This is a genomic window from Streptomyces sp. NPDC093260 (assembly GCF_040683715.1).
GTDB lineage: Bacteria > Actinomycetota > Actinomycetes > Streptomycetales > Streptomycetaceae > Streptomyces > Streptomyces sennicomposti.
In genome coordinates, this window is sequence record NZ_JBFBEK010000010.1 from 25,505 (window position 1) to 38,003 (window position 12,499).

Here is a 12,499-nt window from a genome sequence, read left to right on the forward strand (position 1 = left end):
CATGCAGGCATGGCGAGTGCACGAGAACGGCGAACCGAGCGAGGTGATGCGGCTGGAGGAGACCGAGCGGCCCGCGCCCGGCGACGGCCAGGTCCTGCTGAGGGTGCGTGCCGCCAACATCAACTTCCCGGACGCGCTGCTGTGCCGCGGCCAGTACCAGGTCCGTCCGCCGCTGCCCTTCACCCCGGGCGTGGAGATCTGCGGCGAGACCGAGGATGGCCGCCGGGTGATCGCCAACCCGGCGCTGCCGTACGGCGGTTTCGCAGAGTACGCCGTCGCGGACGCCGCGGCCCTGCTGCCCGCTCCCGAGGCCTTGGACGACGCCGAGGCGGCCGCCTTGCACATCGGCTACCAGACGGGCTGGTTCGGCCTGCACCGCCGGGCGCGCCTGGAGGCCGGCGAGACGCTGCTCGTCCACGCCGCCGCGGGCGGCGTCGGCAGCGCGGCCGTCCAGCTCGGCAAGGCGGCCGGCGCCACCGTCATCGGTGTCGTCGGCGGCCCGGACAAGGCCGCCGTGGCCCGTGACCTGGGCTGCGACGTGGTCGTCGACCGGCGCGCCGAGGACGTCGTCGCGGCGGTCAAGGAGGCCACCGGCGGCCGGGGCGCCGACGTGGTCTACGACCCGGTCGGCGGCGCGGCCTACACCCAGTCCGCCAAGACCGTCGCCTTCGAGGGCCGGATCGTCGTCGTGGGCTTCGCCAGCGGCACCATCCCCAGTCCCGCGCTGAACCACGCGCTGGTGAAGAACTACTCGATCCTCGGCCTGCACTGGGGCCTGTACAACTTCAAGAACCCGAAGCTGGTCCAGCACTGCCACGAGCAGCTCACCGAACTGGCCGCCCGGGGCGCGATCAAGCCGCTGGTGAGCGAGCGGGTGCCGCTGGCCGGTGCCGCCGGCGCCGTGCAGCGGGTCGCCGACGGCGTCACCACCGGCCGTATCGCCGTGGTGCCCGCGCCGGAGAACGGAGCCGCCGTATGACCGAACGCCGCCTCGACGCGGCCGGACTGCGCCGCCGCACCCGGGAGCTGCTGGCCGCCCGTCCACCCGCGACGACCGACCGGCAGGCCTTCCTCGAAGCCCGGTTCGACACGGGCCTCGCCTGGGTGCACTACCCGGAGGGCCTCGGCGGCCTCGGCGCCCCCCGCTCGCTCCAGGCCGTCGTCGACGCCGAGCTGGAGGCGGCCGGCGCCCCCGACAACGACCCGCGCCGCATCGGCATCGGCCTGGGCATGGCCGCCCCCACCATCCTGCGCTACGGCACCGAGGAGCAGCAGCGGCGCTTCCTGCGGCCCCTGTGGACCGGCCGGGAGGTGTGGTGTCAGCTGTTCAGCGAGCCCGGCGCCGGCTCCGACCTGGCCGCGCTCGGCACCCGCGCCGTCCGCGACGGTGACGACTGGGTGATCGACGGGCAGAAGGTGTGGACCTCCAGCGCCCATGTCGCCCGCTGGGCCATCCTCGTCGCGCGCACCGACCCCGACCTGCCCAAGCATCAGGGCATCACCTACTTCCTGTGTGACATGACCGACCCCGGCGTCGAGGTCCGGCCGCTGCGCCAGATCACCGGCGAGGCCGAGTTCAACGAGGTCTTCCTCACCGGCGTCCGCATCCCCGACTCCCACCGTCTGGGCGGCATCGGCGAGGGCTGGCGGGTCGCGCAGACCACGCTGATGAACGAGCGGGTCTCCATCGGCGGCATGCGGCTGCCCCGCGAGGGCGGCATGATCGGCCCGGTGGCGAAGACCTGGCGCGAACGCCCGGAACTGCGCACCCACGACCTGCACCAGCGGCTGCTGAAGCTGTGGGTGGAGGCCGAGGTCTCCCGGCTCACCGCCGAACGTCTGCGCCAGCAACTCGCCGCCGGCCAGCCCGGTTACGAGGGCTCCGGCATGAAACTCGCCTTCGCCCGCCTCAACCAGGAGATCAGCGGCCTGGAGGTGGAACTGCTCGCCGGAGAAGGCCTGTTGTACGACGACTGGACCATGCGCCGCCCCGAACTGGTCGACTTCACCGGCCGCGACGCCGGATACCGCTATCTGCGCGCCAAGGGCAACAGCATCGAGGGCGGCACCAGCGAGATCCTGCTGAACATCGTCGCCGAACGCGTCCTGGGCCTGCCCGCCGAGCCGCGCACCGACAAGGACGTCGCCTGGAAGGACCTGGCCCGATGACCGATCTTCTCTACTCCGAGGAGGAGGAGGCACTGCGCGCCGCGGTCCGCGACCTGCTCACGGACCACTGCGACGCGGCGGGCGTGCTCGCGCGGGCCGGGTCGGAGGCGCCGCACGACCTCGCCCTGTGGAAGTCGCTCGCCGAGGACATGGGTCTTGCCGGTCTGCTGGTGCCCGAGGAGCAGGGCGGGCAGGGTGCCACGCACCGCGAAGCGGCCGTCGTCCTCGAGGAGTTGGGCCGGGCGGTCGCTCCGGTCCCGTATCTCACCAGTGCCGTCGTCGCCACCGAGGCGCTGCTGGCCTGCGGAGAGGAGGAACTGCTCGCCCGGCTGGCCTCCGGCCGCTCCGTCGGCGTCCTGGCGGTCGCCCTCCACCTGGCCCCCGGCGCCGCCTTCCCCGCCGTACGGGTCCAGGACGGTGTGCTGTACGGGGAGTTGACCGGCATCGCGGACGCGGCCGCCGCCGACGTCCTGCTCGTCCCGGCCGAGGACGGCGGCCTGTACGCGGTGGACTCCGACGCGGTGACCGTCACCGGCCAGGTGTCCCTGGACCTGACCCGCCCGGTGGCGACCGTACGGTTCGACGGCGCCGCCGGCCGCCGTGTCGGCGACGCCGGGCCCGCGGTGCGCCGTGCGCTGCGCACCGGCGCGGGACTGCTCGCCTCCGAGCAGTTCGGCCTCGCCGACTGGTCGTTGACCGAGACCGTGCGCTACCTGAAGGACCGCAAGCAGTTCAACCGGCCGGTCGGCGGCTTCCAGGCGCTCAAGCACCGGCTCGCCCAGCTGTGGCTGGAAGTCGTCAACCTCCGCGCCGCCGCCCGCAACGCCGCCGACGCCCTCGCGCGCGACGACGACGCCGACGTGGCCGCCGCCGTCGCCCAGGCCCACGCCGCCCCGGCCGCCGTCCACGCCGCCGAGGAGGCGCTGCAACTGCACGGCGGCATCGGCATGACCTGGGAGCACCCGGTCCATCTGTATCTGAAACGGGCCAAGGCCGACTCCCTCGCCTACGGCACCGCGGGCGCCCACCGCGAGACGCTGGCCGGTCTGGTGGACCTCCAGGCCCCCTGACGCACACCCCGTCGTGTGCCCGCGCCGGCCGGGGCGGGCACACGACGGGAGCCGAAGCGCAGAACCACACGTTCGGCCGACATGTCAGCCGCCCGGACGAACCCCCCGCTACGTCACACTTGCCGCCGAAAGCCGCGAAGTGGGCGTGGCGGAGGAGGCTGACGATGGCGATTTCCATCTCTGTGGTGCTGTTGCTCGCGATCCTGGCGATCATCTTCGTGCGCAACTGCGCGCTGAAGTTCTCGCACGCCCTGGTCTGCGGCATGCTCGGCTTCTTCCTGGCCGACTCCAGCATGGCGCCCACCATCCACGAGGGCCTGCTGGCCACCGCGCAGGTCGTCAGCAGCCTGCACCCCTGAACCGCACCGGCCCGCGAAGCTCTTCCGGACGTCAGCGGCGACCGAGGACGTCGACCACACGGCCGTCGGCGTCCCGGGCGGCGCGGCCCCGCGCGGTGTCAGTGGTGGTCCGGGAGGGACTGCTCGGCGTCATCCGGGAGGGACTGCTCGGTCCAGACGGTCTTGCCCGTGGGCGAGTACCTGATGCCCCACGACTGGGCCACCTGAGCGGTGATGAACAGCCCGCGGCCGCCCTCGTCGGCCACATGCGCGTGCCGCAGGTGCGGCGCCGCCGGACTGGCGTCGCGTACCTCGCAGGTGAGCGCCCGGTCGTGGATCAGCCGCACCTCGATGGGCGGCGTCCCGTACCGGACCGCGTTGGTGACGAGTTCGCTGACGATCAGCTGCGTGTTGAACGACGTCTCCTCGTCCACGCCCCAGTCGGCGAGCTGCCGACGGGCGTGGCGCCGTGCGGAGGCGACCGAGGTACGGTCGGCCTCCAGCCGCCAGGTGACGAAGTCGGACTCCGGGAACGCTTGGGTCCGCGCGATGATCACCGCGGCGTCGCCCGCGCCGAGCCCGTCGGGAAGGGCGTAGACGACCGCGTCGCACAGGTCCCGCAGCGGCCGCTCCGCGTACTCCGCCGCTCCCCGCAGCTGCGGGGACGAGTCCGCCAGGTAGGCGGTGACCACCGGGTCGCTGGTGAAGACCAGCACGCTGCCGGGCGGCACCTCGAACTCGGCCGTCGCGAACGGCGCGTCCTCCGTCGCACCCAGACACGGCCCGGACGGGGTGTCCGGCACGGTGACGCGGTCGCCCGGTCGGGCCACGACCGGCGCCAGCCGCCCCGCCGTCGCCATCACACAGGTCCCGGCCAGCGGGTCGTGCACGGCGTACACGCAGTTCGCGGTCAGCGCCTCCCGGCGCAGCGGATCGCCCAGCGGCAGGTTCGCCCGCTCGTAGGCCAGCGCGAGCGCCGTGTCGTGCAGCCGGGCCAGCAACTCGTCCGGCGCCAGGTCGAACGCCGCCAGGGACCGTACGACCGTGCGCAGCTGGCCCATGGTGGCCGCCGCGTTCAGCCCCCGCCCCGAGACGTTGCCGACCACCAGCGCGGTCCGCGCCCCGGACAGGGCGATCGAGTCGTACCAGGCGCCCGGATCGGCGCCCGTGACCGACAGGTAGGAGGTTTCCAGTGAGGTGTGGGTCTCGGGCCTGCGGGGCAGCAACTGACGCTGGACCGTGGCGGCGACGGTGTGCTCGCGGATGAAGCGGCGCGCGTTGTCGATGCCCAGGGCGGTGTGCGCGGCCAGCTCCACCGCCAGCTGTTGATCGCCTGTGTCGAACGGCGGCGACTCCCCGGTCCGGTACAGGCTGACCAGGCCCAGCACCGCGTCGCGCAACGCCAGCGGCACCACCAGCAGCGTGTGGGAGCGGGAGGAGTGCATCGCCTCCGTGCGAACCGGATCGACGGGCATCCACGGCGCTCCCGGGCGCAGCGGGACCACCCGCGGGCGCAGATCGCTCAGCGCCTGGGTGAACGGCGTCGGCGCCGGCAGCCGGCGCACCTCGCCCGCGGGGAAGGCCTGCGGCGGGTGCGCCTCACCGCTGCGGAACGCGGTGCGCATCAGCGGCGTCCCCGGCGGCATGGGCGCCGGCGGGGGTTCGTCCCCGCGGATCACCGAGTCCACCACCTCGACGATCGCGACGTCGGCGAACTCCGGGACCAGCGCTGAGACCAGCTCCGACCCGGTCACCGCCGGATCGAGGGTGCGTCCCACCTGCCGCCGCACGGCCTCCAGCACCTTGGTGCGGGAGCGGCCCCGTTCGCGTTCGGTGACGTCGATGGCGGTGACCGCCAGACCGAGCACCTTGTGGTCGCGGCCCTCCAGTCGCAGTGCGGTGATCTCGAAATAGCGCTGTTCCGGCTCCTCTCCCTTGATCCGAGCGCGGATGATGTGCTGCCACAGCGGTTCGCCGGTCTCCAGCACGTTCTGGAGCACGATCTCCGCTTCGTTGCCCTCGACCATGTGGTAGATGTCGCGGATCGGCCGGCCGACGACGTCGTCCGGGGACACGCCACGCGTGGCGGGCGTCGCCGTGTTCAGCCGCACCACCCGCAGATCCGGATCGAGCAGGTGGAGCCCGACGGGCGAGCTGGTGAACAGGGCCTGGAGCATGGCCGCCGAGGTCTCGTCCACGGGCCGGCCCGGATCGCCGTGCGCCACTGGGACCTCCTTCGGGCCGCGAGCCGGGGCGCCCGCCGCGACACGTGGACCGAGGGCGCTTTTCCAGCGTGCTCCAGCCGCAGGTCCGTCGCACGCGCAGCGCCCGGCCGGGGGCGGCGCCCGATGCGGTCGCCCGGTTCCGCGCCGGGCCGCGGGCGGTCGTTCCCGCGGCCCGGGGGCGGAGGCCGTCAGGAGAAGTTGACCATTCTTATGTAGCGGACCCAGTCCCAGTTCGGCCCGGGGTCGGTGTGGTCGGTGCCCGGCACCTCGTAGTGCCCGATGATGTGGGCGCGGTCCTTGGGAATGCCGTAGCGGTCGCAGACGGCCGCGGTGAGCCGGGCCGACTCGGCGTACAGGACGTTGGTGAAGTAGGCGGGCTGGTCCACCCAGCCCTCGTGCTCGATGCCGATGCTGCGCGTGTTGTAGTCCCAGTTGCCCGCGTGCCAGGCGACGTTCGCCTCGCTCACGCACTGCGCGATGTGCCCGTCGGCGGACCGGACGAGGTAGTGCGCGGACACCTTCTTCTGCGGGTTCTGGAAGATGGCCAGCGTGTCGGCGTAGGTCTCCTGGGTGATGTGGATGATCACCCGGTCGAGGGAGTAGCTGGTGGGCCGGTTGGAGGCCGTGTAGTTCGCGGTGCTCGCCGGCTGCCACTCCACGGCCGGGTAGGCGGCGGTCTCGGAGCGCGCGGCCGGCCGTGGACGGGCGACCGCATGGGCGGCGGGGAGTAAGACGGTGGGGACGGCGGCCAGGGCGGCGGCGCCCTTGATGATCCGCCGTCTGCTCGGCGGGGGTCCGGCGCGGTTCATGGGCGATCACCTTTCTCGTGGGCGTCCTCTTGGTGTGCTCGACTGCGTGGGGGCGTGGGAGTGCTCGACTGCGCGCGGGGACACCGCCCGGTGCGGCGAGTGTCGCGCACGGCCGGCCGCTCCTCGCGGAGCCCGGCCGCACGCGTGTGGCGGGTTCGCGCCGACGTACGTATGCCGCGTCCGTCCGCGCCGCGTGCCGTCGTCCCGGGCCCGGGGACGGCGTCTCGCGTGAATCACGGTACGGCGCTCAGGGGTTGGGCAGAAGAGCACGGCAAAGATCGGTGGACGGGCCGCGACTTGTGCACAACTCCGCCGCCCGAACGAGTGAATGACGTGCTGTCAGGCGCGTCCGGCGACCGCCGCAGGGTCGTCGAGGACGGCCCGGATCACCGAATGAGCGGCCCCCAGCAGCGGCCCCTCGGGGCCGAGCCGGGAGACGGACACCGGGCAGGCGGGACCGGCGGTGCGCCGGTCGAGTTCGGCCTCCAGCGCCGGCAGGAGCCAGGGCGCGAGTCCGGCCAGCGCGCCGCCCAGCACGGCGGCCTCGGGGTCGAGCAGGTTGACCGCGCCGGTCAGGGCGATCCCGAGGGCCCGGCCGGCCTCGCGCAGCGCCCGCCGTACGGCCTCGTCGCCGTCGGCGGCGCGGGTGGCGAGCAGTCCCACCCGCCCCTCGCCCGCCGTCAGGCCGGCCGCCCGCAGCACGGCCTCCTCGCCCGCGTACTGCTCCAGGCAGCCGCGTCCGCCGCACGGGCAGGCGGGTCCTTCCGGTTCGACCGGGACGTGCCCCAGTTCGCCCGCGAAACCGCGCGTTCCGCGCAGCAGCCGTCCGTCGACCACCACGGCGGCGCCGATGCCGATCTCCGCCGACACATGCAGGAAGTCCTGCGGTGTGCCCTCGCCGAGCCACAGTTCCGCCAGGGCGCCGAAATTCGCCTCGTTGTCCACGACGGGGCCGAACTCGTCCGGCAGCAGGGCGCTCAGATCGGTGTGGTGCCAGTCCAGGTTGGGCGCCCGCACGACCGTACGGCCGTCCCGCGCGATCAGACCGGGCACGGCGACGGCGAGCCCCGCGGGCCACAGGCCCTGGGCCTCCGTCTCGGCGACGACCTGGGATATCAGCGCGGTGAGTTCCTCTGCCACCGGTTCGGGGGAGCGGCCGCGGTTGGTGCCGTGCCGTACGGCCCGCGCCCGTACCTCGCCCCGCAGATCGACCACGCAGACCGCCAGGTGGTCGACGCCGACCTCGGCGCCGACCCCGGCCGGACCGCGACCGCTGACGGCGAGCGCCGAACCCGGCCTGCCCACCCGGCCGGGCCGCTCGGGGCCCAGCTCCTCGAGCAGCCCCGACCGGATCAGCTCGTCCACCAGGGTGGAGACCGCCGCACGCGTCAGCCCGATGCGGGAGGCCACCGCCGCCCTCGACAGGGGCCCCTCGGCACTGACGGCGTGCATGACCCGGGCCAGATTGCGCCGCCGCATGCCCTGCTGGGTGTCGGGCAGCGCGCGCCCGGGACCGGCCGGGTGGGGTTCGTGCAGCGGTGCGCTCATGCCTCCGTCGTCCTCGGTCGGTGTCCGGCCGGCGGGCGCCCGCCGGCGCCCGTCAGTGGGTTCGCGCCGCCCGCTCCAGCAGCGGGGACGCGTCGGAGAGTACCCCGGAGATCCGCGCGAGTGTCGCCTCGTCCCGCTCGACGGCCGCCAGCACCGGGCCGTCTGCCGTCTTCCAGCGGCGGGCGACCGCGGCCGGGTCCTCGCCGGTCAGCAGGCCGGCCGCCTGCGCCGCCGCGCCCAGCGCGACCAGTTCCCGGGCCTGCGGCACCTGGACCGGCCGGCCCGACAGCCGCCGTACGGTCTGCTGCCAGGCCGTGCCGCGGGCGCCGCCGCCGATCAGCAGCAGCGGGGTGGTGCGGTCGGCGTCCTGGTCGAGGACCAGGTCCAGCGCCCCCAGCAGGGAGTGGACGGCGCCGTCGTAGGCCGCCTGGAGCAGCTGCCCGGCCGTGGTGTCGTGGCGCAGTCCGTGCAGCAGCCCGGAGGCGTCCGGGAGGTTCGGGGTGCGCTCGCCGTCCAGGAAGGGGAGCAGCGTGACGGCGCCGCCCGGTTCCACCGCCTCCCGGTCCCGGCCGAGCAGGCCGGCGATCCGGTCCACGGCGAGCGTGCAGTTCAGGGTGCAGGCCAGCGGAAGCCAGTCGCCGCGCGCGTCGGCGAAGCCGGCCACGGTGCCCGACGGATCGGCGGGCCGGTGCACGGACACCGCGTACACCGTGCCGGAGGTGCCGAGGCTGAGCACCGGCGTGCCGGGACGCAACCCGAGGCCGAGTGCGGCGGCGGCGTTGTCACCGGTGCCGGGCGCGACCAGGGTGCCCTTGGAGAAGGGCAGGTCGTGGCCGTCGCGCACGGTGCCCGCCACCTCGCCGGGCCGCACCACACGGGGCAGCAGCGCCGGGTCGAGGCCGACGCGGCCGAGGATCTCCTCGTCGTACGTCTCGGTCGCCGACGCCCACCAGCCCGTCCCCGAGGCGTCGCCCCGGTCGGTGGTGCCCTGCCCCGTCAGCCGCTCGGTGAGGTAGTCGTGCGGCAGACGCACCGCGGCCGTCGACCGCGCCGCCTCCGGCTCGTTCTCGGCGAGCCACGCCCACTTCGTGACCGTGAAGGACGCGCCCGGCACGCTGCCGGTGCGCTCCGACCACGCCTTCCCGCCGCCCAGCTCCGCCACCAGCCGCCGCGCCTGCGGGGCCGAGCGCACGTCGTTCCACAGCAGCGCGGGGCGCACCGGATCGCCCTGCGCGTCCAGGGTGACCAGCCCGTGCTGCTGGCCGGCGACCGAGACGGCGGCGGCCTCGTGCGCCGCCTCTCCGCACTGGTGCAGCGCCGCGCGCAGCGCGTCCCACCACTGGCGCGGGTCGCTCTCGCGCCCGGCCCCGCCGGAGACGGCGTGCGCCGCCTGGCCGCTCGCCACGACGCGACCGGTGGCCGCGTCGACGACGAGCACCTTGGTGGACTGGGTGGACGAGTCCACACCGACGACGAGCGGACCCTCGGCTGCTGACATCGGTTCTCCCTCATGTTCGCGGCTCACCGCATCTGACCAGCGGTTGTGTGGGTTGCGCGGGTCCCGCCGACGGGGTGGATCCGAGGTCGGGCCCCTCCTGTCCCTTCCCAGGGACGCGTCGGCATACTAATTTGTAAATCGCCATGACGAAATAGTCGCAAGCGAGCAAGGAGCCGCCGCATGAACTACCAGCCCACCCCCGAGGACAGGTTCACCTTCGGACTGTGGACCGTCGGCTGGCAGGGACGGGACCCGTTCGGCGACGCCACCCGCGGTGCCCTCGACCCGGTCGAGACGGTGCGGCGCCTGGCCGAGCTGGGCGCCCACGGAGTGACCTTCCACGATGACGACCTGATCCCCTTCGGGTCCTCCGAGACCGAGCGCGAGTCGCACATCAAGCGCTTCCGGCAGGCGCTCGACGCGACCGGCATGACCGTGCCGATGGCCACCACCAACCTCTTCACGCACCCCGTCTTCAAGGACGGCGCGTTCACCGCCAACGACCGTGACGTGCGCCGCTACGCGCTGCGCAAGACGATCCGCAACATCGACCTGGCGGCCGAGCTGGGCGCGAAGACGTACGTCGCCTGGGGCGGCCGCGAGGGCGCCGAGTCCGGTGCCGCCAAGGACGTCCGGGCCGCCCTCGACCGCATGAAGGAGGCGTTCGACCTCCTCGGCGAGTACGTCACCACCCAGGGCTACGACCTGCGCTTCGCCATCGAGCCCAAGCCCAACGAGCCGCGCGGCGACATCCTGCTCCCCACCGTCGGCCACGCACTGGCGTTCATCGAGCGCCTGGAGCGCCCGGAGCTGTACGGCGTCAACCCCGAGGTGGGCCACGAGCAGATGGCGGGCCTCAACTTCCCGCACGGCATCGCCCAGGCCCTGTGGGCCGGCAAGCTCTTCCACATCGACCTCAACGGCCAGTCCGGCATCAAGTACGACCAGGACCTGCGCTTCGGCGCCGGGGACCTGCGCGCCGCCTTCTGGCTGGTCGACCTGCTGGAGAGCGCGGGCTACGAGGGCCCGCGGCACTTCGACTTCAAGCCGCCGCGCACCGAGGACATCGACGGCGTGTGGGCCTCGGCGGCCGGCTGCATGCGCAACTACCTCATCCTCAAGGAGCGCGCCGCCGCCTTCCGCGCCGACCCGGAGGTCCAGGAGGCCCTGCGTGCCTCGCGCCTGGACGAACTGGCGCAGCCCACGGCCGCGGACGGCCTGCAGGCGCTGCTCGCGGACGGCTCGGCCTTCGAGGACTTCGACGTCGACGCCGCCGCCGCGCGCGGGATGGCCTTCGAGCGGCTGGACCAGCTGGCGATGGACCACCTGCTGGGCGCCCGCGGCTGACCCGGACACACGCAGGCCGTGGGGCACGCACGCGTGCCCCACGGCCTGCGTGCCCGTGCGTCGTCAGACGCGGTGCGGCAGCCGCACGTAGGTCACCGTCGTCTCGACCCCGCTGTCCACCAGCCGGCCGTGCGCGTCGAACGCGCCCGCCCCGTCCGTCATCCCGAAGTCATTGTCGTTGACCAGGGCGAGCGTACGGTCGTCCACGCGCGCGACGCCCTCGATCTTCCCCGGCACACCCGGCACCGTGCCCAGATCGACGACCAGGCGCTTGGCGAGCACCGGCACGCCCGCGGCGGCGGGGTCGTCGAGCTGCTCCAGCGACGGGGTGGCGGTGTCGTCGTCCCAGCGGCTCCCGAGGATGTCCGCCGAGCGCGCCAGTCGCACCACCTGAAGCCGCGCCGCCTTGTCGGTGCGCTCCTCCACCAACAGCCGGTCACGGCCCACAGCCACTACGGACGAGATCTTCAGCTCGGAGGTGTCGTCCTCGCCCGGATCGACCACGCCCACCGGGTCGAAGCGGTAGGCGTACTCGGCGGTGACCGCCCGCTCGCGCGGCGAGAAGCGCAGCAGCCGGGTGGTGCGCGAGGCGTCGCCGGCGTCCGCGTCGGGCAGGGACAGCGGGCTCTGCAGGGCCATCACCAGATCGCCGTCCGGAAGCAGGGCGAGGCCTTCGAAACCCCGGTTGATCTTCCGGTGCAGCAGCACGGACGGCAGCGCCTCCACGACGGGGTACCCGGCGCCCTTCAGGCCGAGCCCCTTGGGCACGTACCGCGCGAGCACCCTCCCGCGCGCGGAGACGTGGACGAGCGAGGGACCGTACTCGTCGACGAGCCAGAAGCCGCCGTCCGCGGCCCGCACGATGCCTTCCGTGTCCAGGCCGTCCGGATCGTAGGCGAGCGGTGTCGAGGCGTCGTAGGAGTACGGCGCCTCGTCGCGGCCCGCCTGGTCGGGCAGGCCGGTGACGGGCCTGCCCGAGGACGTGGTCAGGGGGATTGCGTCGAGCACCCGCACCGTGTCGCCGGTCACCCGGACCTTCACGATCGCCGGGTCGAAGCCCGGAACCGGGAAGGTGCGGCGCTTCTTGCCGTCGACCTTGATCTGGCCGTTGGGCCCGCGGTCGGTGACCGTCCAGAACTCGCCCCTGCGGCCCGCCGGGTAGATGTCGCTGCCGATGCCCCCGAGGTCCACGCCCCGGTCGTCGCCCACGGTGCCGGGCAGCAGGGCGTTGCTGAACGCGCCGAGCGGTATGTCGCCGAGCGTCGCGGTGCGGACGACCTGGGCGCCTCGGCCGCCGCCGCTTCCGGCGTGGTCCGTCCCGGCCGGTGCGGCCGCCGCGGCGCCCTGGGCCGTGAGGGCGGCGACGAGGGCGAGCGGGACTCCCGCCGCGAGACGACGGTGGGCGCGGCGCCGGCCGGGGGCGTGCGGGGACATTCGGCCTCCTGAGAGACAAGTGCGCTGACAGCCGTCAGGGTCGGCCCCCGTGCGCAACGCC

Annotated in this window: 10 protein-coding genes; 5 read left to right on the top strand and 5 right to left on the bottom strand. The window is 73.9% G+C overall.

Going from position 1 to position 12,499, the window contains the following annotated elements; genetic code table 11:
• Position 1: 1 nt before the first annotated feature.
• The 4 genes from AB0N63_RS14830 to AB0N63_RS14845 all read left to right on the top strand — a co-directional run bounded on the left by AB0N63_RS14830 (position 2) and on the right by AB0N63_RS14845 (position 3,598).
• A complete protein-coding gene (locus tag AB0N63_RS14830) occupies positions 2–979 on the top strand; it encodes an NADPH:quinone oxidoreductase family protein (protein WP_365528835.1) in 978 nt (325 codons plus the stop codon).
• Positions 976–2,169: an acyl-CoA dehydrogenase family protein gene (locus tag AB0N63_RS14835; protein WP_365528838.1), complete on the top strand. Its 1,194-nt coding sequence runs from the start codon at positions 976–978 to the stop codon at positions 2,167–2,169. The genes AB0N63_RS14830 and AB0N63_RS14835 overlap by 4 nt, the downstream gene beginning before the upstream one ends.
• The gene (locus tag AB0N63_RS14840; RefSeq protein ID WP_365528840.1) at positions 2,166–3,239 is read left to right on the top strand and encodes an acyl-CoA dehydrogenase family protein; all 1,074 of its coding nucleotides are present in this window, start codon (positions 2,166–2,168) and stop codon (positions 3,237–3,239) included. Before AB0N63_RS14835 ends, AB0N63_RS14840 begins: the two co-directional genes overlap by 4 nt.
• A gap of 164 nt (positions 3,240–3,403) precedes the next feature.
• Positions 3,404–3,598 (top strand): hypothetical protein, encoded by a 195-nt coding sequence (locus tag AB0N63_RS14845; protein WP_365528842.1) that lies wholly within the window; start codon positions 3,404–3,406, stop codon positions 3,596–3,598.
• A 98-nt stretch (positions 3,599–3,696) separates the two neighbouring features.
• Here AB0N63_RS14845 and AB0N63_RS14850 read toward each other — a convergent pair whose 3' ends face one another.
• The 4 genes from AB0N63_RS14850 to xylB all read right to left on the bottom strand — a co-directional run bounded on the left by AB0N63_RS14850 (position 3,697) and on the right by xylB (position 9,657).
• On the bottom strand, positions 3,697–5,802 hold the full coding sequence (locus tag AB0N63_RS14850) for a SpoIIE family protein phosphatase (protein ID WP_365528845.1): 2,106 nt from the start codon (positions 5,800–5,802) through the stop codon (positions 3,697–3,699).
• 188 nt (positions 5,803–5,990) lie between these two features.
• Positions 5,991–6,611, bottom strand: coding sequence for an N-acetylmuramoyl-L-alanine amidase (locus AB0N63_RS14855; protein WP_365528848.1), 621 nt, complete (start codon positions 6,609–6,611; stop codon positions 5,991–5,993).
• 339 nt (positions 6,612–6,950) lie between these two features.
• Positions 6,951–8,159: an ROK family transcriptional regulator gene (locus AB0N63_RS14860; RefSeq protein WP_365528851.1), complete on the bottom strand. Its 1,209-nt coding sequence runs from the start codon at positions 8,157–8,159 to the stop codon at positions 6,951–6,953.
• A 52-nt stretch (positions 8,160–8,211) separates the two neighbouring features.
• Complete coding sequence (gene xylB, locus AB0N63_RS14865) at positions 8,212–9,657, bottom strand: xylulokinase (RefSeq protein WP_365528853.1); 1,446 nt, start codon at positions 9,655–9,657, stop codon at positions 8,212–8,214.
• A 180-nt stretch (positions 9,658–9,837) separates the two neighbouring features.
• Here xylB and xylA point away from each other — a divergent pair, with 180 nt between their 5' ends.
• On the top strand, positions 9,838–11,004 hold the full coding sequence (gene xylA / locus AB0N63_RS14870) for a xylose isomerase (RefSeq protein WP_365528856.1): 1,167 nt from the start codon (positions 9,838–9,840) through the stop codon (positions 11,002–11,004).
• Between the two features lie 63 nt (positions 11,005–11,067).
• Here xylA and AB0N63_RS14875 read toward each other — a convergent pair whose 3' ends face one another.
• Positions 11,068–12,438, bottom strand: coding sequence for an esterase-like activity of phytase family protein (locus AB0N63_RS14875; protein WP_365528859.1), 1,371 nt, complete (start codon positions 12,436–12,438; stop codon positions 11,068–11,070).
• Positions 12,439–12,499: the final 61 nt, after the last annotated feature.

What these genes read in the sequence shown, in the direction of transcription:
- AB0N63_RS14830 (WP_365528835.1), top strand. Translation starts at nt 2, where the DNA reads ATGCAGGCATGGCGAGTGCACGAGAACGGCGAACCGAGCGAGGTGATG.
- AB0N63_RS14835 (WP_365528838.1), top strand. Translation starts at nt 976, where the DNA reads ATGACCGAACGCCGCCTCGACGCGGCCGGACTGCGCCGCCGCACCCGG.
- AB0N63_RS14840 (WP_365528840.1), top strand. Translation starts at nt 2,166, where the DNA reads ATGACCGATCTTCTCTACTCCGAGGAGGAGGAGGCACTGCGCGCCGCG.
- AB0N63_RS14845 (WP_365528842.1), top strand. Translation starts at nt 3,404, where the DNA reads ATGGCGATTTCCATCTCTGTGGTGCTGTTGCTCGCGATCCTGGCGATC.
- AB0N63_RS14855 (WP_365528848.1), bottom strand. Translation starts at nt 6,611, where the DNA reads ATGAACCGCGCCGGACCCCCGCCGAGCAGACGGCGGATCATCAAGGGC.
- AB0N63_RS14860 (WP_365528851.1), bottom strand. Translation starts at nt 8,159, where the DNA reads ATGAGCGCACCGCTGCACGAACCCCACCCGGCCGGTCCCGGGCGCGCG.
- xylB (WP_365528853.1), bottom strand. Translation starts at nt 9,657, where the DNA reads ATGTCAGCAGCCGAGGGTCCGCTCGTCGTCGGTGTGGACTCGTCCACC.
- xylA (WP_365528856.1), top strand. Translation starts at nt 9,838, where the DNA reads ATGAACTACCAGCCCACCCCCGAGGACAGGTTCACCTTCGGACTGTGG.
- AB0N63_RS14875 (WP_365528859.1), bottom strand. Translation starts at nt 12,438, where the DNA reads ATGTCCCCGCACGCCCCCGGCCGGCGCCGCGCCCACCGTCGTCTCGCG.